Source organism: Sagittula marina, assembly GCF_014196795.1.
Lineage (GTDB): Bacteria > Pseudomonadota > Alphaproteobacteria > Rhodobacterales > Rhodobacteraceae > Sagittula > Sagittula marina.
The window spans coordinates 113019-139145 of sequence record NZ_JACIEJ010000007.1 but is presented as its reverse complement, the minus strand read 5'-3'; the positions used below and the strand labels follow the sequence as shown (position 1 = coordinate 139145).

Sequence of the window (26127 nt, the reverse complement as noted above, 5' to 3'; positions counted from 1 at the left end):
GACCACACAAGCGGACCAACGCCTTGGCAGATCAATCATCTTCCCCTTCCAAAAAGGAGCGTTTCGCCAATGCGGCGCTTAACGCATACATCGGTGCAACCGGCCTGCTGCCCGTCCGCCAAAGGCTTTCTCTGACGGGATGGTTGGTGCGCCATGTGGCGGCGCACGCATTGGGCTGGTATGATCGAGTCGATGAGAACCTCAACTTCGTTTGGCCTGAGCTGACCGAGGAACGCAAAAAGGCCATCGCCAGCAAATCAATCGACAATCTCGCCCGCGCCTTGATCGAAAATTACGATCCGGAGGAGATGCTGCAGCGTGGAGCGAACTATCCGCTCAGCGGCCCCGGTGTGCCCATTCTAAAAGAGGCGCGTGAAAACCGACGCCCCGTCTTGTTGATCACCGGTCATTACGGCAGCCCGATTTGCGCACGCGCCGCGTTGGTTGCGCGCGGCTACACGGTTGCCGGCCTGCTGCGTCCCATGTCCAACGCGCCGATGAACGCGCGTTACATCCGCAACTATCGAGACGTTGGTGAGCCCGTCTTTGAACAGGGGCGACGCGGAACGATGGGGCTTATCAAACATGTACGCGAAGGTGGGATGGCTGCCATGGCCTTCGATGTGTTTGAATCCTCGGGCGCGATGATCGACTTTCTGGGCCAACCTGCACCGACGGCGACCTCGCCCGCGGACATCGCACTCAAAACCGGAGCGCTGCTGATCCCGTATTTCGGCATTCGCCGCGAGGACCGCTATGGCTTTGACGCAGTGATAGAGGAACCCGTGCCACATACCGATCCCGTCACGATGATGACAGAGGTCACAAAGCGGCTAGAGGCGCGTATCGAAGCGGACCCCGGCCAATGGATGTGGACGCATCGACGCTGGAAGCCAAAGCGCATGGCAAAGCGTCGCGCCAAGGCCATGAAACAAACTTAACGCAGGCGCGCAGCCGCGATGATTGGCCCATGCCGTGGGGATTGAAGCAGCACGACCACGGGCATATCACCGGGCACCGGAACTTCGGCTTCGAAGGTGCCCGTGCCGTCCCACCGCGCGGCGACATCCCAATCACGCACAATATGTGTATAATTGACTGTTTTTCCGGCATTCTCGCCGCGGCCTATCATGACCTCTTCGGCCGGATCGTACCGCACGACATGCACGTCGCAAGGGCGAACCTGTCCATCACTGACGGCCCGAATACGCACCATGTCCCCAACGCGTTCCAAGGTGACATGTGCCTTGGGCGCGGCATCTTCGTGCGCTGCGATTAATGCAGAAACGGCCCCCGGACGTGACCCGACGACGTCTTCCATCCCGTTCACAACAATCTGCGGTGTGTAGATCATCTTCCACCCACCAGCCCGGGCATAGCCCCTTTGACGCTTGGTGAATTTCGGCGATGCGAACCGGTCTTTCCAGCCGATATAATCCCAGTAATCAACGTGAAGCGCCAAGGCGATCACGTCATCCCGGGTGCCGATTTCTTCCAGAAGCGCATCCGCTGGCGGGCAGCTTGAGCAGCCCTGCGAGGTGAACAATTCGACCACCACAGGGTTGTCGTCTTCGGCATGGGCGATGCCTGCCGGTAATCCGGCCAGCCCCATCCAGACAGCGGCCCCCAGTGTCAGAACTCTGTTCATCGCATCGCATCCCGCTCTTGCCCCGTCTTCAAACTGTTTATCTCCTGATATGTGATGAAACCAATCAATCATTTGCGAGAGCCTGTGACAAACCCACTTTGGAAACGACATGAAAAATTGTGTACAATGGCATACAAAACGACGCAGCCCTCTTGAGTTGAACGCTGCCATGCGGCATTAGAGTGCAAGACACCCAAATCCGTCCACCATCGGAGGCATCCAATGACCATTCAAGTCGGCAACGACAGCGCAAAGACGCGCAAGACGCTCGAAGCAGGCGGCCAAACCGTCGCCTATTACTCGATCCCCGCAGCAGAAGCCGCTGGCCTTGGCGATTTCTCCAAACTGCCCGCCGCCCTCAAGGTTGTGCTGGAGAACATGCTCCGCTTCGAAGACGGTAAAACAGTGACACAGGACGACATCAAGGCGTTCTCTGACTGGGCAACCAATGGCGGCAAAGGCGACCGCGAGCTGGCCTACCGCCCTGCCCGCGTGTTGATGCAGGACTTCACCGGCGTTCCCGCTGTGGTTGACCTGGCCGCGATGCGCGACGGCATCAAAGCGCTCGGTGGCGACGCACAAAAGATCAACCCGCTGAACCCCGTGGATCTGGTCATCGACCACTCCGTGATGATCGACGAATTCGGCAATCCCCGCGCGTTCCAGATGAACGTCGACCGTGAATACGAGCGCAACATGGAGCGCTACGAGTTCCTCAAGTGGGGCCAGACCGCGTTCAACAACTTCCGCGTTGTTCCCCCGGGCACGGGCATCTGCCACCAGGTGAACCTGGAATATCTCGCGCAGACCGTCTGGACCGACACCGACCAGAATGGCGAAATGGTTGCCTACCCTGACACGCTTGTCGGCACTGACAGCCACACGACCATGGTCAACGGCGCAGCCGTTCTGGGCTGGGGCGTCGGCGGGATCGAAGCCGAAGCAGCCATGCTGGGACAGCCGATCTCCATGCTGATCCCCGAAGTCGTCGGCTTCAAACTGACCGGCGAAATGGTCGAAGGCACAACCGGCACCGACCTTGTCCTCAAGGTCGTCGAAATGCTGCGCGAGCACGGCGTCGTGTCCAAGTTCGTCGAATTCTACGGCGACGGCCTCGACAACCTGCCGCTGGCACAGCGCGCCACCATCGCAAACATGGCGCCGGAATACGGTGCAACCTGTGGTTTCTTCCCGATCGACGATGAAACGCTGCGCTACATGCACGTATCGGGCCGTGACGAGAACCGCATCGCACTGGTCGAAGCCTACGCCAAGGAAAACGGTTTCTGGCGCGGCGCCGACTACGACCCGATCTATTCCTCGACCCTCGAACTGGACATGGGCACAATCGTGCCCGCGATCTCCGGTCCGAAACGTCCGCAGGATTACATCGCGCTGGACAAGGCCGCGCCTGCTTTCGCTGAGTACATCAAAGGTGTCCGCAGCGGAGAAGACGCCTCCGTTGCGCAGGAAGTCACATGGGAAGGTGAAGGCGGCCAGCCCGAACCGCGCGACATCCCCGGCGACGAAGGCAGCCACAAGCGCGGCTATGTGGAAACTGCTGAAGGCAACTACCAGCTGCACGACGGCTCAATCGTGATCGCCTCGATCACGTCGTGCACCAACACCTCCAACCCCTACGTCATGATTGGCGCGGGCTTGGTGGCGAAGAAAGCGCACGAGCTGGGCCTGAACCGTAAGCCTTGGGTGAAAACCTCGCTCGCACCGGGATCGCAGGTCGTGTCCGAGTATCTTGAGGCCGCTGGCCTGCAGGAGCACCTCGACGCCATCGGCTTTAACCTTGTGGGCTATGGCTGCACGACCTGTATCGGCAACTCCGGTCCGCTCGACGCCCCGATTTCCAAGGCAATCAACCAGTATGATCTGGTTGCGACCTCGGTTCTATCGGGCAACCGCAACTTCGAAGGTCGTATTTCGCCTGACGTGCGCGCGAACTACCTGGCATCCCCGCCGCTGGTGGTAGCCTATTCGCTGGTCGGTGACATGAACGTCGACATCACCAAAGATGCGCTAGGTCAGGACAAAGACGGCAATGACGTCTACCTGAAAGACATCTGGCCTTCGAACGCCGAGATTGCAGCGCTGGTCGAAAAGACCGTTACGCGCGACAGCTTTCAGGAGAAGTACGCCGACGTCTTCAAGGGCGACGAAAAATGGCAGGGCGTCGAAGTCAACGGCGGCGAAACCTACGACTGGCCAGCTGCTTCGACCTACGTTCAGAACCCGCCCTACTTCCAGGACATGGGCAAAGAGCCGGGCACCATCTCCAACATCGACGGCGCGCGTGTTCTGGCGATCCTGGGCGATATGGTCACAACCGACCACATCTCCCCCGCTGGCTCCTTCAAGGAAAGCACGCCTGCCGGTCAGTACCTGACAGAGCGTCAGGTGCCCGTCCGTGAGTTCAACTCCTACGGCTCCCGTCGCGGCAACCACGAAGTCATGATGCGGGGCACCTTCGCCAACATCCGCATCAAGAACGAGATGTTGAACGGCGTCGAAGGCGGCTACACCAAGGGCCCCGATGGCAAAGAGACCTCCATCTACGATGCTGCGATGGCCTATCAGGACCAAGGCACTCCCTTGGTTATCTTTGGCGGTGAACAGTACGGCGCGGGCTCCTCGCGTGACTGGGCGGCCAAAGGCACGGCTTTGCTTGGCGTCAAAGCGGTCGTGGCCGAGAGCTTCGAGCGGATCCACCGCTCCAACCTGGTTGGTATGGGCGTTATCCCGTTCGAATTCACCGGCGGCGACACCCGTAAATCGCTGGGCCTGAAAGGTGACGAAACCATCGACATCAAAGGTCTGGACGATGTGAAGCCCGGTCAGGAAACGCCTTGCACCATCACTTTTGCGGATGGCTCCACCAAGGAGATCACCCTGAAGTGCCGGATCGATACCGCCATCGAGGTGGAATACATCGAGCACGGTGGCGTGCTGCACTACGTCCTGCGCAATCTTGCCAAGGATGCGCCCGTCGCAGCGGAATAAAACACAGCGGCGGTTAACCCTGCCGAAATATTGCACTGAAAGCGCCCCTTCACGGGGCGCTTTTTTCTTGGCGTCTGTTTTGACGCTGGAACGGTCTACGCCTCCGCCCCTGCTCTCAGTGCGGACCAAAGACGTTGGATCACGGCAGCCAGCAGAGAGTTCTGGCGCTGCCCGATCAGGCAATCGGTCTGGTTATCCTGACCTGCGCAAAGATACCGGGATGCCCTAGGGTAATCTCATTACTCTTGCGTCGGCGGCACAGTGCCAGAATCAGATCACCAAGGCGACGATCCGCACAATTTTAGATCAACTCAATTTATAGACGACCACATTGCAAAAATAGCGACTTCCAAATGCCACCCCTTAGCCCCAAATCAAATGCACAGAGGCCGCAAAGGCCCTTCGGCAGAATCAGAGGCAGACACATGAAACTCATTACCTTGATCCAGGCGGGCGCACTCCTGATGCTCGCAGTTTTTGGCGCCTATGCGAGCACCGCTCAGAATGCGAGCCACCACTGCTCCGGCAGCCAGACCGAAGCCGTTTGCGAGTTATAAAGACAGCGCAACGGGAACCAAGAAGGGCGCCAAGGGCGCCCTTTAGTCTATCCTCATCAAGCTGATGTCACTCGCCTGCCAGCGCTTTTTGCAGCTCAGGCAAAAATCTCTGCTCATAGTCCGATCCGACCAACGGCCCAACAAACTTGAACAGGACCATGCCCTCTCCATCCAGTATGAAAGTCTCTGGCGGGCCAGTCACGCCCCATTCAATTGCCGTGCGCCCTGCGGGATCAAACGCCACCGCCTGAAACGGATTACCGTCTTTCGCCAGATAGGACGTCGCATTGCCCGTCTGATCCTTGAGGTTCACCCCAAGGATGGGAATGCCGTCTTCCGCCATCTCCAGCAAGCGTGGATGTTCGGCACGGCACGGCGGGCACCACGAGGCCCAGAAGTTCACCAGCGTTACCTCGCCTGACGCCAACAGCTCTGGCGTGATGGCAGGATAGCCCTCCAACGGGACATCGGTCATCGACGGCGCAGGCTTGCCCTCGAACATGCTTTCGAGATCGTTTGCGCCTTCCCGGCCCAACCCCATGTACGCCACCAGCCCGAACGCCGCAAAAATCACCGGCGGCAAGATCATCAGCGGTGACACCTTAGCCATTGCGGCGGCCCTCCACATCAGCCAGCTCACGCTTGACCCGTCGCGCACGGACAACGGACATGGCAACCAGCACGCCGATCAGCACCAGAGACACAACATAGGAGGACAGCACCTCCGTCGCATATTTCCCAAGCTCCGGCATCATGCCATCCGCTCCCTCATCAACAGTGCCCGCATGCGGCGGGCGCGAATTTCAGTCTGTGTCCGCAACAGCACCAGCGCAAGGAACAGCAAGGCAAATCCCGCCATGCAGATGAAAAGCGGCACCGCATATACGTTCGACACGCGCTCCGCCGTGTCACCGGCCAGCGCCCCGGCCCGCATCACTGATGCGCCTTGATGCAGCCCCTGGTTCCAGAAGTTGACCGCATAGCGCGACAGTATCGCAAAGACCGATCCCACGAGACACAGGATCGACGTCAGGTCAGCGGCGGTGTCGTCATTTTCGATCGCGCCCCACAGCGCCATGTAGCCGAGGTAAAACAGGAAAAGGATCAGAAAAGAGGTCAACCGAGGGTCCCACGCCCACCATGTTCCCCACATCGGCTGCCCCCAGATCGCGCCAGTCACCAGCGCAATCACAGTGAACAGTGCGCCCACCGGAGCCGCTGCGCGCGCCGCCAGAGCCGAGACATGGTGCCGCCGTACTATCCAGATCAGGGAGGTCACCAACATCATCAGCCATGCGTTGATCGCCATCAGCGCGGCCGGAACGTGCAGATAGATGATCTTGACCGTCGCGCCCTGACGATAATCGTCCGGCGTAAAGAAAAAACCCCAGACCAGTCCCACCACCAAAGCGGTCAGAGACAGGCCCGACAGCCAAGGCAAAACCCTGTCGGCCGTGCGGACAAACTTTACCGGATTGGCATATTCCCAGATCGACGCCATGGTTTTCCCTACCCTCTTCCCCTGCTCCATACACCTCAAATATCGGTGAGACGCAATATGTTCGCCGCCCCGCGCAGCCTTGCCTGCAGCTCGGGGTTTACGCCGACATAGCCTATCGCAGATTGATACGCAGCACCGCCGCGCTGGCAAAGGGCAGAAGCGCCATGACTCCAAAACTGATTCCAGCCAACATTGCCAAAGGTGTCGCCACAGCCAGCCCGTCGGCGCCGCGCCGCGCCACCTCTGCACCAAAGATCAGCGTAGGCACGTAGAGCGGCAGAACCAGAAGGCTCATCAACAGTCCGCCGCGTTTCAAGCCCACTGTCAGTGCCGCGCCGAACGTGCCGATCACCGACAGCGCAGGCGTGCCGAGCAGCAAGCTGACCAGCACCCAAACGTAGCCCTCCAACGGCAGGCTCAGCAGCACGCCCAGCATCGGGGCGATAAAAACCAGCGGCAGTCCCGTGGTGATCCAATGCGCCAAGGCCTTGACGCTGACGATGCCCTCCATGGGCAATGGCGCGGTGGCCAGCAGGTCAAGCGAGCCATCTTCCCAATCCAAGGCCAGGATCCGGTCCAACGACAGCAGACAAGCCAGAAGCGCGCCGACCCACAGGACCCCCGGCGCGATCCGCGACAAAAGATCGGTCTGCGGACCAACGCCAAAGGGCACAAGCACCGTCACGATCAGAAAGAACACCAGCCCAAGGCCAAAGCCTCCGCCCGCACGCACGGCCAAACGCAAATCCCGGAGCAGCAGGGCGATCATAGAAACGCCTCGTCTTCCAAAGCGGCGCGAGGACGGGCTTTGAACGGACCAACGTCAAGGACACCTGCCTCCAGCCCCAGATCTATATGTGTGGCCATCAGCGCGGAGCCACCACCCGACAAATGCGCGCGCACGGCGTCGGCGAACAAGCCCACCGAAACGGCATCCAACGAGACTGTCGGTTCATCCAGCACCCAAACGGGTCGCCCTGTGACCATCAATCTTGCCAGCCCCAGCCGCCGTTTCTGGCCCGCACTCAGAGATCCGGCAAGCCGGTCGCGCAATGCGGACAGATCGAAAGCTTGCACAGCATCCTCGATCCCACTTGTTCCAAAAACCGACGCCCAAAAGCTCAGGTTCTCCGTGACGGTCAGCATGGTTTTCAGCCCGTCGGCATGGGCCGCATACGCTATCCGTTCGCCGGCGCCCTCTAGCGTGCCTTGCATCGGTGGCTGCAACCCCGCCACCGTGCGCAAGAGCGTTGTCTTACCTGCACCGTTGGGGCCGCGCAGCACCAAAGCCGCACCATCGTTCAATGTAAAATTGAGGCTTTCCAGCACCGGGATGCCACCGCGCGATACGGTCAGATCCTGTGCTGTCAGCATACCCCAGCGCGCCCGATCAGACAGGCAGTGCGGCCAGCGCCACGCGCCGACCTTCGGAAATCAGTACATTGTAGGTGCGGCAGGCAGCGGGAGAGTTCATCACTTCAACCCCCAACCCCGCCTCTTCGAGCTGATGGCGCAGATCGGTGGGCAAATGCGCAATCTCCGCACCTGTGCCCACGAACAGCACATCGACCTCGCCAACAAAGCCCAACAGGCTGTCAGTGTCATCCATACCGCCCCAGACGGCTTTGCCTTTGTCCCAAAGCAGCAAGGCGCCGTCATGGACCTCTCCCGCCACGCGGAAAAAGCCCGGCCCGTAGCCATCCACGGGCCGCGCATCGGTAAAGACGATCTCGTTCAGGCGCATCTGGTGCCTCCTTTTACGCGTCCACGTCGCCGAACTGGGTGCCCGCAGGGCCAGGCTCATCAGGCTTGGTCCAGTCGCGCTTGACCCCGAGCTTCACAAGAAAGGTCGAAGCCACGAAGATCGACGAATAGGTGCCGACAAACACGCCCCAGATCATCGCAAAGACAAAGCCACGGATCACGTCGCCGCCCAGCACAAACAGCGCAATCAGCGCGATAAGTGTCGTCAGAGAGGTCATGATGGTCCGGCTCATGGTCTCGTTGATGGACATGTTGAGAACCTCTTTGAGGTCCTTGGATTTATACTTGATCAGGTTCTCGCGCACACGGTCGAACACGACCACGGTATCGTTCAACGAATAGCCGACGATGGTCAAAAGCGCTGCGATGATGGCGAGGTCGAACTTGATCTGCAACTCGGAAAAGATCCCGATGGTCAGCGCCACATCGTGCACAAGGGCGACGACCGCCCCCACCGCGAACTGCCATTCGAACCTCAACCAGATGTAGATGAGCACCGCGCCTATGGCGAGCGCCACAGCAAGTGATGCGGTCTGGATCAACTCGCCGGAAACCTTGGGTCCAACCGATTCCACGGAAACAAACCGAATGTCGGGCGCGACCTCGGCCAATGCGGCCTCCGCGCTTTCGATGACCTCGGTGCTCACCGCTTCTTCGCCATCCTGCGCGCCGATGCGCACCATGGCAACGTTCTGGTCATCGCGGAAACTGGGGTCGAAGACCTCGGAAATCACGACATCGCCCATCCCCAGCGCGTCCAATGCGCTTCGGTACTCGCCCACATCCACCGGCGTCGAGGTTTCGGTTCGGATCGTAGTCCCGCCGCGAAAATCGATGCCGTAGTTCAGCCCCTGCATAAAGAAGCTGATCAAAGCGATCACGACGAGCACGCCAGAGATACCCAGCCAAATGGTCGCCCGCTTGAAATAGTCCAGATTCAGATCGTCTTTTACCAGTCGCAAGCGCATATCAGACCTCAATCGTCTTGGGGCGGCGGCGTTCGAACCAGACCACGATCAACAGACGCGTGACAAAGATCGCCGTGAACACCGATGTGATGATGCCAAATCCCAGCGTGACCGCAAAGCCGCGCACAGGACCTGACCCCATAACGTACAGGATCACCGCCGTGATGAACGTGGTGATGTTAGCGTCGACAATAGCCGACAGGGCTTTTTCATAGCCAAGTTCAATGGCACGGGCCGGACCTTTGGCAGTTTTCAGCTCTTCGCGGATACGCTCAAAAATCAGCACGTTGGCGTCCACCGCCATGCCGACCGTCAGCACGATACCTGCGATACCCGGCAGCGTCAGTGTCGCCCCGATCATCGACAACAGGCCAAACATCATCGCGACGTTCAAAATCAACGCAATGTTGGCAAACACGCCAAACAAGCCATAGCTCGCCAGCATGAAGATCAGCACAGCCGCGAATGCGACAATTGTCGCCATCTTGCCTGCGTCGATGCTGTCCTGGCCCAGTTCCGGGCCGATTGTCCGCTCTTCGAGGAAATCCAGACCCGCGGGCAATGCGCCTGCGCGCAACAGAACCGCAAGGTTGGTCGATTCCTCGATGGTGAAATCACCGGTGATGATACCCGCACCGCCGCCGATGTGGCTTTGGATGACTGGGGCGCTGATGACCTCATCGTCCAGCACGATGGCGAAAGGAGAGCCGATGTTGGCAGCCGTATATTCGCCAAACTTGCGTCCGCCAGAGCCGTTGAACTGAAAACTCACCGACGGGCGACCGTTCTGGTCAAACGTCGGCTGCGCGTTGGTCAGCTCTTCGCCGGTCACGACCGGAGATTGTTCAAGGATGTAAAACACGCCCTCCTGGTCCAGCGAAGGCAGAATTTCATTTCCAGCTCCGGGAGCGTCGTTGGCGTTGCTCGCCCGGCCCACCACAGGCTGAAATGTCAGCTGCGCGGTTGTGCCGATGATGTCCTTGAGCTCGGCTGCGGAGCCGATGCCCGGCACCTGGATCAAGATGCGATCCGCGCCTTGACGTTGGATCGTCGGCTCGCGGGTCCCCACCTCGTCAATACGGCGACGGATGATTTCCAGCGACTGCTGCATGGTGCGGTCATCCGTGGCCTGTTTTTCGGCCTCCGTCAGGGTGATGACCAATTCGTCGCCGTCGCCGCGCGCCTCGAAGTCATGGCTGCCCTGACCGGTCAATGAAACAACCGGCTGACGCAGCGCGTTCACCAATTCGATGGCGCGTTCCATGGCGTCGGGCTGCGACACCAGCCGCACGCGCAATTCGCCTTGGTCCACCGCAGCGGAATTCCAACGGATGGTGCCGATTTCGTCACGTTCGGCGCGCAGCACGCGCAGAACCTCGGGCCAAAGCGCTTCCATCCGGCTTTTGTAGACGTCTTCCATGCGCACTTCTGCCAGAAGATGCGCACCGCCGCGCAGATCGAGCCCGAGGTTCACCAGCCCCGATGGAAGGAACCCGGGCCAAAGCGCCTCGGCCTCGCGATTGGCGGTGGTGTCCGCGCCGCCCTCGATAGCCTTGACCGCATCGTTGTGGGTCTCAACTCGGGAATAGAACAGGTTCGGCATGGCCAAAAGCAGGCCCACCACGACGGTGAGCCAGATCAGCCAGCGCTTCCAGGCGTCGATCTGCAACATGATTTATCAGGCCTCGGCGGGTTCGGTCTTGGATTTCACCGTCGCGATGGTAGAGCGCATCAAACGCACTTTCACACCTTCGGCAATTTCCACTTCGACTTCGTTCTCGTCCTTGACCTTCATCACCTTGCCGATGATCCCGCCTTGCGTGACGATGATGTCGTTGCGGCGGATCGCTTCGATCATCGCCTTGTGCTGTTTCATCTTCTTCTGCTGCGGACGAATGAGAAGAAAGTACATGATGGCGAAAATCAGGGCCATCATCACAAAAGATGACATGGTTTGCTGGTCCATGGGATGCTCCTTGCTGGATCGGTCAAAACAGCGGGGCATCCCCCGCGAAAGTGGGCGATACCTATGCGTCCCTCGCGCCGGATGCAAGGCAGACGCCGCGCGTCGTGATGTCATCTGGACCGGGCGCGCATGTGGACTATCGTGGCCGGCATGTTGCGCTGGTTGCTTTTGACTTTGATCGCCCTGCCCGCCCACGCTGATGATGCGGTCGGTCGGCTGAACATGGCAGGCTATCGCCAACGTGAGATGTGCACCGCCACGCTGATCGCGCCAGATACGGCGCTGACCGCTGCGCACTGCGTGACGACCCCGGAGGATGGTTATCTCAAGCGGTTGGAGAATATGATTTTTGTCGCCGCATGGGACGGCGCCACCCACAAGGGCAGCGCGCGCATCGCCTCTGTCGAAGTACATCCGAAGGCCTATGAAAACGGTCGGTTCAACCTCCGCCATGATATCGCAGCGGTTCGGCTTTCAAGCCGCCTGACACCGCCGCCGATGACCTTGGGCCGGGGCGGTTTGCCCGGACCACTGACGCTGGTGGGCTACCAACGCTCCGCACCACATCGCCAAGTGGAGACCGACTTTTGTTACGGCGACGAAAACTCCGGCCTCTGGCGGATCCGCTGTCGGGTGGAGAGCGGGCAATCCGGCGGGCCGGTTCTGTCTGGTGACGGTGCGACCCGCAAACTGGTCGCCGTCATCGCAGCCGTGGTTGAGGAGGAAGCACTGGTGGTTCCGATCGACAACTGGGTGCGCGCCCTCCTGACCGACTGATCGCCTCAGGCCCCGGCGCATCAGTGAAACTCCGCCCCAAGGGCCGCGCCGAAGCAGGTTAAAGCGACAAACCGTCCAGCACACGGATTGTGCCATTCAGATCCCGCGCCAGAGAATTCGCAAATATTACAGCATCCTGGCCTGCCACAGACACCACAACACCATCCTGCGTGTCGCGCAAATCGGCCTCTGGCGCGCTGCCGTCCGGGTTCAACAGGCTGGGATCATAGAGGAGAATCTCCAGCGTCTCGCCCCGGTCAAAATCTGTGATCGTGACCACCTCATCCTGTGGCTCATCCACGATAGCGGTAAAGAAATCGGTCGCGCCATTGCCACTCAGTGTGTCGCCGTCGTCACCGATCAACCAATCCGCGCCACCGCCGCCCGACACCCTATCGGGTGCAAAGGGCGCATCCGGATGAAGGTCCACGGTGCTGACCGTATCATTGCCTGCCCCGCCGTCGACCAGATTGGCCCCGCCGGTTGCCAGAATACGGTCGTTGCCCCCCTCGCCATTGATCGTGTCGTCATCCCAATCGGGGTTCACCAGACCGGCGGGTGTGCTGACGCTGTCCTGGTCCCAAGGGAAATCGGACACGAAATCATCGCCGCCGCCGGCATTCACCAGATCGTCGCCGGAATGCGGCATGATCATCTGCGCCGATGCATCACCGTTGATAACATCGTCGTAATCGCTGCCCGCGATACTATCGCCGTCTTCGATCACCTCTTCGCCCGGCTCGGGTACGTCTTCCATAACAGATTGAAGGGCCATCAGGACCGCCGCCCCAATGACCGCAAGCAGGCCAAACCCCATTGCAGTGCTCCTCGATTCCCGGTCTGCCTCATGTCGCCGGGCTATGGCGGAACCTTGCCAATCATTTGGAAAAATCCGGTTAAGTCGGAAACACAGCGTCACGGATCCCCAAACACAGCCAGCGCATCGCATCAGGCTGGCCCTACCGTCCTGCGAAAAGATCGGGCATAAGCAGGGCGACTCAATGACATCCATGGGAGAATGAGATGCACGACATCCGCGCCATCCGCGAGAACCCGGAAACCTGGGATGCGGCCCTCAGCCGCCGCGGCAAGGAGCCGATGTCTTCCTCCGTGCTCGCGCTGGACGAAGAGCGCCGCGCCGCCATCCTCGCCGCCGAGACTGCACAGGCGGATCAAAAAAAGGCCGCCAAGGAAGTCGGCGCGGCCAAGGCCTCCGGCAACGACGCTGAATTTGAACGTCTGCGCGCGCTTGTTGGTGAGAAGAAAGCCGAAGTCTCCGAGATGCAGGAAAAGGCAAAGGCGCTCGACGCGCAGTTGACCGACCTGCTGATGGGCATCGACAACCTGCCGCTGCCCGAGGTGCCCGAGGGCGCCGATGAAAACGACAATGTCGAGGTCAAGCGCTGGGGAGAACCGCGCGCCTTGGACTTCACGCCAAGGGAACACTACGATCTGGCCGGTGTGAAACCCGGCATGGATTTCGAAACCGCTGCCAAACTCTCGGGCGCGCGTTTTGTCGTCCTGCAAGGGGCCGTTGCCCGCATCAGCCGCGCCCTGACGCAGTTCATGCTCGACACGCATATCGATGACCACGGACTGACCGAGACGTGGACCCCTGTACTGGTCCGCCCGGAAATGATGTACGGCACTGGCCAGTTGCCAAAGTTTGGCGAAGACAGCTACGAGACCACCAACGGATGGTGGCTGATCCCGACATCCGAGGTGACGCTCACCAACACCGTTAACGGCGAAACCCTGGATGAAGGCGACCTGCCCCGCCGCCTGACGGCCTATTCGCAGTGCTTCCGGTCCGAGGCAGGCTCCGCCGGACGGGACACCGCCGGGATGCTGCGCCAACACCAGTTCGAAAAGGTCGAGATGGTCACCATCTGTCATCCGGACGAGGCCATCGCCGAGCATGACCGCATGACTGGCTGCGCCGAGGCAATCCTGGAAAAGCTGGGCTTGCCCTACCGCACAGTCGTGCTGTGCACCGGTGACATGGGCTTTGGCGCGCAAAAAACGCACGACATCGAAGTCTGGCTGCCCGGCCAGAACAGCTACCGCGAGATTTCCTCTGTCTCCACCTGCGGTCAATTTCAGGCGCGGCGTATGAACGCACGGTTCAAGCCCGCCGGCGGTGGCAAGCTGGGTTTCGTGGCGACGCTGAACGGGTCCGGCCTCGCGGTGGGGCGCTGCCTGATCGCGGTGCTGGAAAACGGGCAACAGGCGGACGGCTCCGTCGATCTGCCGGAGGCGCTGCACCCTTACTTGGGCGGCAAGACCCGCCTCACCGCCGAAGGCACCCTCGCCTGATCACGATCCAGCGACACGGGGCGCGACCAACCGCGGGGAACCGCAACCGCCTCGTTTCGTTGACAAGAGATACGCCGTCGGATTGACTGATGCCGCGCCGCAGCCTGCCTGAATTCAGGCTCTCGGGAACCGGAGAACACCACATGACCAACCGCCTCTGGGCCTATCTGACGCTGCTTGCAACATTGGCCTTTCTCGGCTCCTATTTTATTGTACCGGGTTTCAACGGCTTTGAGCCGAGCCAATTTCCAAACCGCATCGAACACCCGCCTGTTCAACCGGCTGGCTACGCCTTCTCGATTTGGGGGCTGATCTACGTTTGGCTGTTCGTGGCGGCCGTAGTGGGTGCCGTAAGGCGCGCCGATGATCCCGATTGGGCCGATTTCCGTCCTTGGATTGCCCTAAGTCTGGCCATCGGGGCGACATGGTTGCCTGTGGCCTCCGTCTCTCCCTTGCTCTCCATTCCGGTGATCTTTGTTATGTTGGCCGCCGCCCTCAAGGCACTGTTTTCAGTGGGCGTCACCGACCGCTGGCTGCAACAAGCCCCGGTGGCCATTTACGCAGGTTGGCTGACCGCTGCGGCCTTCGTCGGCCTGGGCGTGGTGATGGGCGGCTATGGCCTCCTGCCTCCGACGCCAGCGGCGCTCGTGTGCCTCGTTATGGCTTTGGCCGTGGCACTGGTGGTGCAATATCGTCTGCACCGCGCCCCGGAATACGGCGTCACCGTCATCTGGGCGCTGGTTGGCGTGATCGTACAAAACACCGGGCCGCTCAACGCCGCCGTGGCGGGGCTAAGCATCCTCGGCATCGTTGCCATTCTTGGTCTGCGCAGCACGGACACCGAATAACGCCCGTAGACGCTCTGCAGATGCGCACTGCACCTTTGCGTATCTGCAGTTGGACTGAGCGCGGAAACAGACCACCTTACTTGTCAGCAAAGACACTGACAGAGGTTCCCGATGTTTCCCGACGACTTCCTAGTGAACGACCGCTGGCCCGCCAAAGACCCCTCGGTCATCCAGCTTTATTCCTACCCCACGCCCAACGGCGTAAAAGTTTCCACCATGCTCGAAGAGACCGGCCTGCCCTACGAGCCGCACTTTGTCTCGCTCTCCGACGAGGACGTGCGCAGCCCGGAGTTCTTGTCGATCTCTCCGAACAACAAGATCCCCGCCATCGTTGATCCCGCGGGTCCGGACGGCCCGGTGAGCCTGTTCGAAAGCGGCGCGATCCTGATCCACCTCGCGGAAAAGTCGGGGAAATTCCTGCCCTCCGGTGCAGATCGTCTGAAAGTCATCCAGTGGTTGATGTGGCAGATGGGTGGCCTTGGGCCAATGCTCGGCCAGCTTGGGTACTTCCACGCCTTCAAAGGAAAAGAGATCGACGATCCGCGCCCCAAGGAGCGCTTCGTCAATGAGGCCCGTCGTCTTCTCGGCGTACTGGACACCCAGCTCAACGGTCAGGAATGGGTGGCAGGAGATTACTCCATCGCCGATATGGCCATCGTTCCGTGGCTGGAAACCATCCACCGATTTTACGACGCCGCCGATTTGCTGGGATGGGACAATTTCGAAAACCTCGAAGGGTACCGCCAGCGTTTCATGGCTCGAGATGCCGTGAAAAAAGCATGGGATATCCCACACGTTCCAGAATAACCGGCCCGGATACCTTGCAAAACAAAAAGGCAGCGCTCCCCATGAGCGCTGCCTTTTTTTGATTTTCAGACCAAAGGCATCTGCCGCCCCTAGTCTTGTTTCTTTTGCAATTTGCCCAAGTGTTTGCCCAATGCGCCGGGCTTCTTCGGACGGCGCCCCTTGAACGGGTTCTTGTCAGACTGGCCGCGCATATAAAGCCGGATCGGCGTGCCCGGCATGTCGAAGTCCTCGCGCAGACCGTTCACAAGATAGCGCGAATAGCTCTCAGGCAGCTTGTCCGGGTGCGAACACATGACGACAAAGCCCGGCGGTCGCGTTTTCGCCTGGGTCATGTAACGCAACTTGATACGCTTGCCTTGCGGCGCGGGCGGCGGGTGCCGGGTGATCATCGAGTCGAGCCAGCGGTTCAGCTGTCCGGTGGACACGCGGCGGTTCCAGGTCACATAGGCTTCGACGATGGCCTGCTGCAGCTTGTCCAGTCCCTTGCCCGTCCGGGCGGAGACGGTCACCAGCGGTGCACCGCGCAGCTGCGGCAGGACATGCTCAAACTGATCGCGCAGCCATTTGAGCTTTTCCTGCTTCTCGTCCTCGATGTCCCACTTGTTCACCGCAACGACAACAGCGCGGCCTTCGCGCTCGGCCAGGTCTGCGATCTTGAGATCCTGTGTCTCGAACGGGATCGCCGCGTCCAGCAAGACCACAACCACTTCGGCGAACTTTACCGCACGAACGCCGTCAGAGACTGAAAGTTTCTCGAGCTTTTCCTGTACCTTGGCACGACGCCGCATGCCGGCGGTGTCAAAGATGCGCACATGCGTGCCGTTCCACTCGTGGCTGAGCGAGATCGCATCGCGGGTGATCCCGGCCTCTGGGCCTGTCAGCAGGCGCTCCTCGCCGATGATCTGGTTGATCAGAGTGGATTTGCCCGCGTTTGGACGGCCGACAACGGCGATCTGCAATGGTTTCTCTGCCGTGGGCATCTGGATGGCGTTTTCGTCCGCCGCCTCAGCCTCTTCCTCGGAAAGCGACACATCGGTGTCCGGCGCATCCGCCTCAGCACGTTCCTCGAACTCGGCGGCAAAGGGTTGCAGCACCGAATACAGATCCGCCATGCCCTCACCATGCTCTGCCGACAGACGCAAAGGCTCGCCCAGACCCAGCTCGTAGGCCTCGAAGACACCGGCTTCGGCGGCATTGCCCTCGGCCTTGTTGGCGGCGAGGATCACATGCTTCGCGCGTTTGCGCAGAATCTCCGCAAACACACGATCGTCAGGCAACAGCCCCGTGCGTGCGTCAACGATAAACAGGCAGATATCCGCCATGTCCACCGCACGTTCCGTCAGGCGACGCATCCGCGCCGGCAGCGAATCGTCGGTTTCATTTTCCAGACCGGCGGTGTCCACGACAGTGAACCGCAAATCGCCGATCCGCGCGGCGCCTTCTCTCAGGTCGCGCGTCACACCCGGTTGGTCATCGACCAGGGCAATGCGACGCCCCACAAGGCGGTTGAAGAGGGTCGACTTGCCCACATTGGGGCGACCGACGATGGCGAGAGTGAAGGACATGCAATAGGGCTCCGCGGATCAAGCCGCGCATCTAGCGCATTTCGCGGCGCAGCGAAAGCCCCTCACGCAAGGGGCGTCGCTTTGCCGGATCAGCGCCAGGCGTGCAGCACGCCTTTCTTTGACACGACATACAGGGTGTTGTTGGCGACAACCGGGCGCGTGGTGGCCCCACCGGGCACCTCAAGCGTCGACAAAAGCGCGCCGCTGACCGGGTCAAAGGATCGTATGAACCCGTCAGAGCCGGCAACAAGCAGTCGTCCGCCAGCCATCACCGGGCCACGGTTCGCGTAGGCCGCATCGCGGCGCTTGTTGGGTTTGCGGGTCGGCTTGTAGCCCGGAAGCTCCACCTCCCAGATCGCCTCGCCGGAGGACGCGTCGAGGCGCACCAACTGGTTGCGATCGGACACAAAGAAAACCGAGTCGCCCGCTGGCCACAAGGGCCCAAGCGCGCCGTAATCCGCCGTCCACAAGCGGTCGCCGGTGTAGACGCTCATCGCCGCAACGCTGCCTGCGTGATTGCCTGCATAGACTGTATCGCCCGCAATCAGCGGATCGCCGGTCACATCGTTCACCGCCGCTACCGCGACACCGTTGCGCCGCCCGAGCAGATCAGAACTCCACAACCGCAGGCCGCCTTTGCGGAACACGCCAGACACGCCACCGCTACCAAAGGAAAACACCACATGCTGATCGCCGATTGCTGGCGCAGGGGCACCGGCCACATTGTTGATGCTGCCCTGCCCTTCGGTCTGCCAACGAATGCGGCCGTCCTCTGCCTCGATGGCCCAGCCCGTGGTGTCGCCGGAGACAACATAAACCAGCCCGTCGGCGTAGCTCGGCGCGCCCGTGGCAGTGCCACCCAGCTTTTGCTCCCACAGCTCCGTGCCGGTGGCCGGATCAAGCGCCACGACCGATCCAAAGCCAGACGAAACGAACAGCGCATTGCCACCGCGCGCCAGACCGCCGCCCTGACCGGCACCGGCGTTTTCGCGCGCGGGGGTCAGATCGACGGACCAGAGCGGCTGCCCCGCGATAGAGGTCGCGCGCACCACGCTGTGCGAATCCATCGTGTAGATCACGCCGTCAGCGATCACCGGATCGGCGAGCAAACGGCTGCGGCGGGTGTCACCGGTCCCGATGGACGTCGAGAACAAAGGCTGCGGCGCTGCGGCCAAGGCTGCGTTGGTGACGCGAACCGAGGGGCTTACAGCACTTTGCCGCCAGTCTGTATTCGTCACGGCAGCGGGCAGCGACATGGCGCGCGCCTGGTTCACCACCTCGGAGTTCTCGCCACTGGCGCGGGTCTGCAAAACGTCACGGACGTTCAGACGCTCACCGGCAAGGATCGGATCGTTGTTTCCGCAGCCTGCCAGCGCCAGAACGCTGACGCACGTCAGGATGAAAGCCTTGCGCTGCATCGTCTTACCTCTTCCAGCCCGTCAGACCGCTTTCGGTCTGTTCACTTTGGCTGTTCGCAGCGCCCAAAAGCCCGCGTCCAGCGCTGTACTCTTGCGTGTTGCCGCAGACCCTCAGGCCTGTTCCGGCAACTCGCCACCCAATGCCACAATCAACTGACTTGCGCGACGACGCAAGCCTGCGCTCACCTCCGCGTCAGAGATCACTGACTGCAACCGATCCACCGCGCCTTCACGGTCACCGGTTTCGATGTCGATCAGGGCCAGTTGCTCTACGGCCAGCAGCCGCAGCGGTTGACCAGCGACGGCCAGCGATTCAAAACCCGCGCGGCGGTCTTCGACCGACAGAACGTCTTTGCCCAATGCCAAGGCCTTGAAGCTGGCGATCTGGCGATAAATCTGCTCCGCCTCGGCGTCATTCGCCACGGTTTGCAAACGTGTGACCGCAGCCTCGATTTCTCCGGCCTCGGCCTGCGCTTCGGCGGCAAGCATTTCTGCAAGGACGCGGGACCCAACCGTTGGTGCGGTGATGGCGTCGAAGGCCTCGGCCTGCGCGGCGCTGTCCTCGGTCTCCATCGCCGCAAGAATCTGGTCGCCCAGCGCCTGCGCTTGCGCACGATCCTGCGCCTGCGCATATTCGCGATAGGCAGTGCCGCCCACCAGGAGCAGCACGATCAGCACGGCAATCCAGCCATATTTGCGCATCGTCGCAAAAAGCCGGTCGCGTTTGACCTCTTCGGTCACCTCGTCGATAAAACTGTCGGTGTCGCTCACCTGAGCCCCCCTCGGAATTTTGCCCTCTCTTACAGGCTGACCGGTCCGTTGCCAACACCCGCCCAGCAGCGCAATCCGCTTTCTGCCAAGAGCCTCTCAGCGACCATTTCCGGGGCACAACTGCCAAAATCTGTCAGGTAACCTGTCGCAAACAGCCGCTTTATATGCACGGCCTGCCCGTCACGCTTGCGTGACGCCTAGCAGCAGCCTAATAAACTGAACCAAGCAGTTCAATCCAATCCGCCTTCGCGTGCGTATCTGATAGAAACTGGATTTATATAACAGACGGCCGCGATTTTGGCGGCGCGACAATCGGGAAGACCTTGAATGCGCATTGTATCGATCATCACCGCGATCATCGTTGCGGGGCTTTTGTACCTGCTTGTGATGGAACGTGAGACGCTCATGGCATGGACGGGCGCAGAGGCTCCCGCCGAGACGGATGTGCCGGAGGAGGCGCAGGTCGATACAGCGACGGCCATACAAAATGTCACCGTCAACTCAGTGCGCGTCATGGCCCGCCGCTCCGTCGCGCAAGAGGTCGACAGTGCCGTCATCTTGCGGGGCGAGACGCAGGCTGTGCGTCAGGTCGAGGTGCGCGCCGAAACCTCCGGCAAGGTGGTCTCTGATCCGCTGCGCAACGGGACGCTGGTCGAGGCCGGGCAACTGCTGTGCGAAATCGATCCCGGTACTCGGGAGGTATCCAAACGCGAGGCTCTGGCGAAACTGGCAGAGGCAAAGGCCCTGTTGCCGGAATCCCGCGCCCGCCTGGCGGAGGCTAAGGCACAGGTTCCGGCCGCTGAGGCCGCTATTCTGGAGGCCGAAGCAAATATTCCCGCCGCAGAGGCCGCCCTGTCAGAAGCCCGCGCCGGGGTGCCCGCCGCCGAGGCCGCTCTGGCCGAGGCAGAAGCCCGCGTGCCGGAGGTCGAATCCCGCCTGATCGAAGCCGAATCCCGCGTCCCCGAAGCCAAGGCACGCCTGCGCGAAGCAGAAGCCGCCGTGCCCGCCGCGCAAGCCGCACTCGAAGAAGCACAATCGCGCGTTCCGGAGGCCGAAGCCCGGGTGCAACAGGCCGAAGCGCAGGTCCGCGAAGCCGAGATCAACCTCAACGCCTCGCAAAGCCTCGCCCGTGACGGCTTTACCGCGCAAACCCGGCTCGCCTCCGCCGAGGCCGCGTTCGAAACCGCAAAGGCGCAGGTGCAAACCGCACAAGCCGGGCTTCTGGCCGCGGCCTCCGGCATCCAAGCCGCCAAAAGCAACGTCGAAACGGCCCGCGCCTCGGTCCAGGCTGCGCAATCCGGCATCCGTAACGCCGAGGCCGGTGTGATCGCCGCACGCACCCAGATTGCGAATGCCAAGGCAGGCGTGCAAAGCGCCCGCAGCCAGATCGAAGGGGCGCGCGCCCGCGTGTCCTCCGCCCTCTCAGGCGTTGAAGGGGCGAAGACCGCCATCGCCTCGACCAAGTCGCAACTGGAAGGCGCGCAAGCCGGCGTGCAGGCTGCCATGACGGGCGAGGAAACCGCGCTCTCCGCCATTCAATCCGCCGAAGCAGGTGTCGCAGCTGCCGACACGGAAATTGATCGCCTGTCGATCCACGCACCTTTTGGCGGGCTTCTGGAAACCGATACCGCCGAGCTGGGCGCGCTGATGCAGCCCGGGTCTGCCTGCGCCACTGTCATCCAGCTGAACCCGGTGAAGATCGTCGCCTACGCCCCCGAAGCTTCCGTTGCGCGCATAGAGGTCGGCGCACAGGCAGGCGCACGCCTGGTGAGCGGACGCGAAGTCACCGGTGACGTCAGCTTTGTCTCCCGTTCCGCTGATCCGGCAACACGCACCTTCCGTGTGGAACTGGAGGTGCCGAACGAAGACCTGTCGATCCGCGACGGCCAAACCGCCGACATCGCCATCGAGGCTGAAGGCGCGCAGGCTCATCTGGTGCCGCAATCCGCACTGACGTTGAACGATGAGGGCGACCTTGGCCTGCGCACCGTCTCTGACACGGAAACCGCCGCCTTCATGCCCGTGACCGTCCTGCGCGACACACGACAAGGTGTCTGGGTCACCGGCCTGCCCGATACGGTCGACATCATCATCCTCGGTCAGGAATACGTCACCGATGGCGTGCCCCTTGCACCCAGCTTCGAGGAGGTCATTCAATGACCGGCATTATCGACTGGGCCGCCGCACGCGCCCGGATGGTCATCGCCTTCATCGTCTTGTCCTTGCTGGCAGGCGGCTGGGCTTACGCGACCCTCCCCAAAGAGGGCGAACCGGACATCGAGATTCCCGCGCTTTTCGTCTCTGTCCCTTTTCCCGGCATCTCTGCCTCCGATAGCGAAAAGTTGCTGGTCAAACCGATGGAAACCGAGCTGTCCGATCTGGACGGCCTGAAGTCCATGTCCGGCACCGCGTCCGAAGGCTATGCCGGTCTTGCACTGGAATTCGAATTCGGCTGGGACAAGACCAAGATCATCGCCGATGTACGCGACAGCATGAACAACGCCGAGGCCAAGTTTCCCGAAGGCGCCGAGCAGTATTCCATCAACGAAATCAACTTTTCTGAATTTCCGATCCTGATCGTGAACCTCACCGGCCCGGTGCCGGAACGGACCATGGCACAGATTGCCAAGGATCTGCAGGATCGCGTGGAATCTCTCGATAGCGTGCTGGAGGCCGGTATCGCCGGCAACCGCGACGAAATGGTCGAGGTCATCATCGACCCCCTGCGGCTTGAAAGCTACAACATCACAGCGCTTGAGCTGATCAATGTCGTGCAGAACAACAACCAGCTGATCGCCGCCGGTGAAATCGAAACTGACCAGGGCACCTTTGCGGTCAAGATCCCGGCCTCCTTCGAGGAAAGTCAGGACATCTACAACCTGCCGGTCAAAACCAATGGCCAGCGCACCGTGACCTTGGGTGAATTGGCAGAGATCCGCCTGACCTTCGAGGACCGCATCGGCACTGCCCGCTTCAATGGCGCGACCACTGTGGCGCTACAGGTGGTCAAACGCAAAGGGTTCAACATCATTGATACCGCCGACGCCGTACGCGCGGTGATCGCCGAGGCAGAGGCTGACTGGCCCGAAGAACTGCAAGCGGTGCTCGACGTCGGCGCATCGAACGATCAATCGCGGCAGGTGGCGTCGATGGTCTCGCAACTCGAAGGGTCGGTGTTGACCGCCATTGCCCTGGTGATGATCGTGGTGCTGGCATCGCTTGGCCTGCGGCCCGCTTTGTTGGTGGGTTTTGCGATTCCGACCTCCTTCCTGCTGTGCTTTCTGCTGCTGGCGCTGATGGATGTGTCCGTGTCCAACATCGTGATGTTCGGCCTGATCCTTGCCGTGGGGATGCTGGTCGACGGGGCCATCGTGGTTGTCGAATACGCCGACAAGCGCATTGAAGAAGGCTCAGGCCCCATGCACGCCTATGTGGAAGCCGGGCACCGTATGTTCTGGCCCGTGGTATCCTCCACTGCGACGACCCTCTGTGCCTTTTTGCCGATGCTGTTCTGGCCGGGGGTCGCAGGGCAATTCATGGGCATGTTGCCGGTCACGCTGATTTTCGTGCTGTCCGCATCGCTGGTGGTGGCGCTGATCTACCTTCCCGTGATGGGCGGTGTCTCAGGCCGCTGGTCCCGGCAGATCCACACCATGGGCCAGGCTTTGCGCAAGTCCGCACCTTGGTGGCTGCGCATCGCCTTGGTCGCCGTGGCTCTGGTCGGCGTCTACACCGGCGCGATGATGGTTCTGAACCCGTCCTACATCGCCCCGACAGAGGCGACCGGCTTTGGCGCACGCTTGCCCGGCATCGTCATCTTCCTGCTGTTTGCCGTTCTGGCCTCTGTGTCGATGGACGCTGCCGCCCCACAGCGCAAACCGCGCCGGATTCAAGGCAGCTATCGGCGCTCCGCCTTTGGGTCGTTCATGCATTTCATCGCGGGCAACCCGATCATGCCGCTGGTGACCATCGCCGGCGTCGTGGGCTTCGTGATCTTCACCTTTGGCTACTACGGGCAAAACAACAACGGCACAGAGTTCTTTGTCGACAGCGAACCCGAGCAGGCCATTGTCTACGTCCGAGCACGGGGCAACCTGTCGCTGTCCGAAAAGGACGCGATCGTAAAGCGGGCGGAGGACGTCGTCCTGTCGCATCCCGGCATCCTTAACGCCTTCGCTTTTGCCGGCGACGGCGGCCTGAACAACAACACCGGCGGGGCCGAAGCCCCCAAGGACACCATCGGTCAGGTCCAGCTTGAAACGATCCCCTGGGAGGATCGCGCCGATTACGCGGCCGCCCACCCCGACGAGGTGACGCTGGACGACCTGGACGGCGACACGATCATCACCGAGCTCACCGCGAAGCTGGAACAGATCCCGGGTATCGAGGTCGAGATCCTCGCACAAGCGCGCGGCCCGGCGTCGGCGAAACCCGTTCATCTGCGGCTAAAGGGAGATAACTGGGACGATTTGATCACGGCCACGGCCGCCGCCCGCTCCAAGTTCGAGGACATGCCCGGCCTGACGCTGGTCGAGGACACGCGCCCCCTGCCCGGCATCGACTGGCAGATCGACGTCGACGTTGAAAAGGCCGGTCTTTATGGCGCGGACGTCGCCACAGTGGGGGGCATGGTGCAGCTTGTGACGCGGGGGATCCTGCTCGACACCATGCGCGTCGACAGCTCGGACGAAGAAATCGAAATCCGCGTGCGCCTGCCTGAGGACGACCGTGTGCTGTCCACGCTCGACACACTCAAGGTCCGCACAAACACCGGACTGATCCCGCTGTCGAACTTCATCACCCGCACGCCGGTGGAACAGCTGGCCGAGATCAATCGCATCGACCAGACCCGCTACTTCGACGTGAAGGCCGGCGTGGCCGACGGCATGGTCCGCTTCGACACGGGGACAGGAAAAGACGCCACGCTGATAGCCTATGGCCAGACAGAAAAGACGGGCGACAAGGTGTCCTTTACTCTGGGGGACAAGACCTACGCCGTAAGCCCTGCCGACTTGCCGGCCTTGCAAGCGGCCGACGGATTGCAAGCTGTCCCAGTCACCGCCAACGAACGCATCGCCGAAGTCGACAGATGGCTCGAAGGCAATCCGCTGCCCGCCGGGATCACGACGGAATGGACCGGCGATCAGGAGGATCAGGCGGAATCTCAGGCCTTTTTGCAGTCGGCCTTTGCCGGAGCGCTGGGTTTGATGTTCATCATCCTGCTGGCGCAGTTCAACTCCTTCTACAACTCGGTGCTGGTGTTGCTGGCGGTCATCATGTCGGTGGCCGGTGTGCTGTGGGGCATGTTGATCATGGGGCAGTCGTTCTCTGTCATCATGACGGGGGTTGGTATCGTGGCGCTGGCGGGGATCGTGGTGAACAACAATATCGTTCTGATCGACACCTATCAGGAATACGAGCGCTACATGCCAAGGCTGGAAGCCATCGTGCGCACGGCAGAGGACCGCATTCGCCCGGTGCTGCTGACGACGATCACCACCATGGCCGGTCTGGCCCCGATGATGTTCGGCTTGTCGCTGGACTTCTTCGGCGGCGGCTATTCCGTCGACAGCCCCACGGCGCTCTGGTGGAAGAACCTTGCTACAGCGGTGGTCTTTGGCCTTGCAACGGCGACGATCCTGACGCTGGTCTTCACCCCATCCATGCTGGCGGTGCGCATATGGGCGGCGACCTATGCCAAGTGGATCGCCACTCAGCTCGCACGCCTGTCCTTTGGCCGTGGATCGCGCATCGCCCGCGACTGGGCGCTGGCTCGCGAAGCAAAACGCATCAAGGCACCTGAAATATTGTGGGAAGAAATTGACCGCCCGTCCTCCCCGACGGAGGCACAGACGTTGCGCGCTGCGGAATAGCCCTGCGGCCTTGGCAAGCATAGATGGGGTGCTGCCTGCGGAGTATTCGAGAAGCTAAGAAGTTGGCGACAGGGCTCGTCAAAGCCAAAAGCGCTGCCTGTATTTTCTTTCAAAGGCCCGATTTCAGCGGGCTGAGGAGGACGCCTTTTTCAGCCTTTCCGCGCGGCAGCGGTTTGAGCAGTAGCGCACATCTTCCCAGACTTTCGCCCACGCCTTGCGCCAAGTGAACGGACGCCCGCAGGTGGCGCAGGTCTTTTCCGGCAGATTCGATTTCTTCACACCACGTGGCACAGCCCACCCTCCGAACAGAAAACGGGCACGGACCCGCTCAGTCCA

24 protein-coding genes are annotated in these 26127 nt (G+C 61.2%); 9 read left to right on the top strand and 15 right to left on the bottom strand.

The window, feature by feature from the left end:
- The first annotated feature begins 23 nt into the window (after positions 1 to 23).
- Positions 24 to 941 (top strand): lysophospholipid acyltransferase family protein, encoded by a 918-nt coding sequence (locus tag GGQ68_RS14605; protein WP_183967241.1) that lies wholly within the window; start codon positions 24 to 26, stop codon positions 939 to 941.
- Here GGQ68_RS14605 and GGQ68_RS14600 read toward each other — a convergent pair.
- On the bottom strand, positions 938 to 1648 hold the full coding sequence (locus GGQ68_RS14600; RefSeq protein ID WP_183967239.1) for a DUF1223 domain-containing protein: 711 nt from the start codon (positions 1646 to 1648) through the stop codon (positions 938 to 940). The genes GGQ68_RS14605 and GGQ68_RS14600 overlap by 4 nt on opposite strands.
- Before the next feature lie 222 nt (positions 1649 to 1870).
- Between GGQ68_RS14600 and acnA the strand changes: the two genes are divergently transcribed.
- Together acnA and GGQ68_RS24600 are read left to right on the top strand one after the other, a co-directional pair.
- The gene (gene acnA, locus GGQ68_RS14595; RefSeq protein WP_183967237.1) at positions 1871 to 4660 is read left to right on the top strand and encodes an aconitate hydratase AcnA; all 2790 of its coding nucleotides are present in this window, start codon (positions 1871 to 1873) and stop codon (positions 4658 to 4660) included.
- 425 nt (positions 4661 to 5085) lie between these two features.
- Positions 5086 to 5217 (top strand): hypothetical protein, encoded by a 132-nt coding sequence (locus GGQ68_RS24600; protein ID WP_281374839.1) that lies wholly within the window; start codon positions 5086 to 5088, stop codon positions 5215 to 5217.
- A gap of 67 nt (positions 5218 to 5284) precedes the next feature.
- Here GGQ68_RS24600 and GGQ68_RS14590 read toward each other — a convergent pair whose 3' ends face one another.
- The 9 genes from GGQ68_RS14590 to yajC form a co-directional block, all read right to left on the bottom strand.
- Entirely contained in the window at positions 5285 to 5827 is a 543-nt protein-coding gene (locus GGQ68_RS14590) for a DsbE family thiol:disulfide interchange protein (RefSeq protein WP_183967235.1), read from the bottom strand.
- Positions 5820 to 5972, bottom strand: a complete 153-nt coding sequence (gene ccmD, locus GGQ68_RS14585; RefSeq protein WP_183967233.1) for a heme exporter protein CcmD — start codon at positions 5970 to 5972, stop codon at positions 5820 to 5822. The genes GGQ68_RS14590 and ccmD overlap by 8 nt, the downstream gene beginning before the upstream one ends.
- Complete coding sequence (locus tag GGQ68_RS14580) at positions 5969 to 6718, bottom strand: heme ABC transporter permease (RefSeq protein ID WP_183967231.1); 750 nt, start codon at positions 6716 to 6718, stop codon at positions 5969 to 5971. The genes ccmD and GGQ68_RS14580 overlap by 4 nt, the downstream gene beginning before the upstream one ends.
- Positions 6719 to 6830: 112 nt before the next feature.
- The gene (gene ccmB, locus GGQ68_RS14575; RefSeq protein WP_183967229.1) at positions 6831 to 7487 is read right to left on the bottom strand and encodes a heme exporter protein CcmB; all 657 of its coding nucleotides are present in this window, start codon (positions 7485 to 7487) and stop codon (positions 6831 to 6833) included.
- Positions 7484 to 8092, bottom strand: a complete 609-nt coding sequence (ccmA, locus tag GGQ68_RS14570; protein ID WP_183967228.1) for a heme ABC exporter ATP-binding protein CcmA — start codon at positions 8090 to 8092, stop codon at positions 7484 to 7486. The genes ccmB and ccmA overlap by 4 nt, the downstream gene beginning before the upstream one ends.
- Before the next feature lie 16 nt (positions 8093 to 8108).
- Entirely contained in the window at positions 8109 to 8462 is a 354-nt protein-coding gene (locus GGQ68_RS14565) for an Mth938-like domain-containing protein (protein WP_183967227.1), read from the bottom strand.
- Between the two features lie 13 nt (positions 8463 to 8475).
- The gene (gene secF / locus GGQ68_RS14560) at positions 8476 to 9450 is read right to left on the bottom strand and encodes a protein translocase subunit SecF (RefSeq protein WP_183967226.1); all 975 of its coding nucleotides are present in this window, start codon (positions 9448 to 9450) and stop codon (positions 8476 to 8478) included.
- 1 nt (position 9451) lies between these two features.
- The gene (gene secD / locus GGQ68_RS14555) at positions 9452 to 11122 is read right to left on the bottom strand and encodes a protein translocase subunit SecD (protein ID WP_183967225.1); all 1671 of its coding nucleotides are present in this window, start codon (positions 11120 to 11122) and stop codon (positions 9452 to 9454) included.
- A gap of 6 nt (positions 11123 to 11128) precedes the next feature.
- The gene (gene yajC, locus GGQ68_RS14550) at positions 11129 to 11416 is read right to left on the bottom strand and encodes a preprotein translocase subunit YajC (protein ID WP_183967224.1); all 288 of its coding nucleotides are present in this window, start codon (positions 11414 to 11416) and stop codon (positions 11129 to 11131) included.
- Between the two features lie 129 nt (positions 11417 to 11545).
- Here yajC and GGQ68_RS14545 point away from each other — a divergent pair, with 129 nt between their 5' ends.
- Positions 11546 to 12193 (top strand): trypsin-like serine peptidase, encoded by a 648-nt coding sequence (locus GGQ68_RS14545; protein ID WP_183967223.1) that lies wholly within the window; start codon positions 11546 to 11548, stop codon positions 12191 to 12193.
- A 58-nt stretch (positions 12194 to 12251) separates the two neighbouring features.
- Here GGQ68_RS14545 and GGQ68_RS14540 read toward each other — a convergent pair whose 3' ends face one another.
- Positions 12252 to 13010, bottom strand: coding sequence for a calcium-binding protein (locus GGQ68_RS14540; RefSeq protein WP_183967221.1), 759 nt, complete (start codon positions 13008 to 13010; stop codon positions 12252 to 12254).
- Positions 13011 to 13216: 206 nt separating this feature from the next.
- Here GGQ68_RS14540 and serS point away from each other — a divergent pair, with 206 nt between their 5' ends.
- The 3 genes from serS to GGQ68_RS14525 all read left to right on the top strand — a co-directional run bounded on the left by serS (position 13217) and on the right by GGQ68_RS14525 (position 16164).
- A complete protein-coding gene (gene serS, locus GGQ68_RS14535; protein ID WP_183967220.1) occupies positions 13217 to 14509 on the top strand; it encodes a serine--tRNA ligase in 1293 nt (430 codons plus the stop codon).
- Between the two features lie 143 nt (positions 14510 to 14652).
- On the top strand, positions 14653 to 15357 hold the full coding sequence (locus GGQ68_RS14530) for a hypothetical protein (protein ID WP_183967219.1): 705 nt from the start codon (positions 14653 to 14655) through the stop codon (positions 15355 to 15357).
- A gap of 111 nt (positions 15358 to 15468) precedes the next feature.
- Positions 15469 to 16164, top strand: coding sequence for a glutathione S-transferase family protein (locus GGQ68_RS14525; protein ID WP_183967218.1), 696 nt, complete (start codon positions 15469 to 15471; stop codon positions 16162 to 16164).
- An 89-nt stretch (positions 16165 to 16253) separates the two neighbouring features.
- Here GGQ68_RS14525 and der read toward each other — a convergent pair whose 3' ends face one another.
- The 3 genes from der to GGQ68_RS14510 form a co-directional block, all read right to left on the bottom strand.
- On the bottom strand, positions 16254 to 17729 hold the full coding sequence (der, locus tag GGQ68_RS14520) for a ribosome biogenesis GTPase Der (protein ID WP_183967217.1): 1476 nt from the start codon (positions 17727 to 17729) through the stop codon (positions 16254 to 16256).
- Positions 17730 to 17818: 89 nt separating this feature from the next.
- Entirely contained in the window at positions 17819 to 19147 is a 1329-nt protein-coding gene (locus GGQ68_RS14515) for a PQQ-like beta-propeller repeat protein (RefSeq protein ID WP_183967216.1), read from the bottom strand.
- A gap of 111 nt (positions 19148 to 19258) precedes the next feature.
- Entirely contained in the window at positions 19259 to 19918 is a 660-nt protein-coding gene (locus GGQ68_RS14510) for a tetratricopeptide repeat protein (RefSeq protein WP_183967215.1), read from the bottom strand.
- Between the two features lie 327 nt (positions 19919 to 20245).
- Between GGQ68_RS14510 and GGQ68_RS14505 the strand changes: the two genes are divergently transcribed.
- Together GGQ68_RS14505 and GGQ68_RS14500 are read left to right on the top strand one after the other, a co-directional pair.
- Positions 20246 to 22078 (top strand): efflux RND transporter periplasmic adaptor subunit, encoded by a 1833-nt coding sequence (locus GGQ68_RS14505; protein WP_246429377.1) that lies wholly within the window; start codon positions 20246 to 20248, stop codon positions 22076 to 22078.
- Positions 22075 to 25791: an efflux RND transporter permease subunit gene (locus GGQ68_RS14500; protein WP_183967213.1), complete on the top strand. Its 3717-nt coding sequence runs from the start codon at positions 22075 to 22077 to the stop codon at positions 25789 to 25791. Before GGQ68_RS14505 ends, GGQ68_RS14500 begins: the two co-directional genes overlap by 4 nt.
- Before the next feature lie 123 nt (positions 25792 to 25914).
- On the opposite strand, the gene GGQ68_RS14495 is transcribed toward GGQ68_RS14500, so the two are convergent.
- The gene (locus GGQ68_RS14495; RefSeq protein WP_425502983.1) at positions 25915 to 26070 is read right to left on the bottom strand and encodes a DUF2256 domain-containing protein; all 156 of its coding nucleotides are present in this window, start codon (positions 26068 to 26070) and stop codon (positions 25915 to 25917) included.
- Positions 26071 to 26127: the final 57 nt, after the last annotated feature.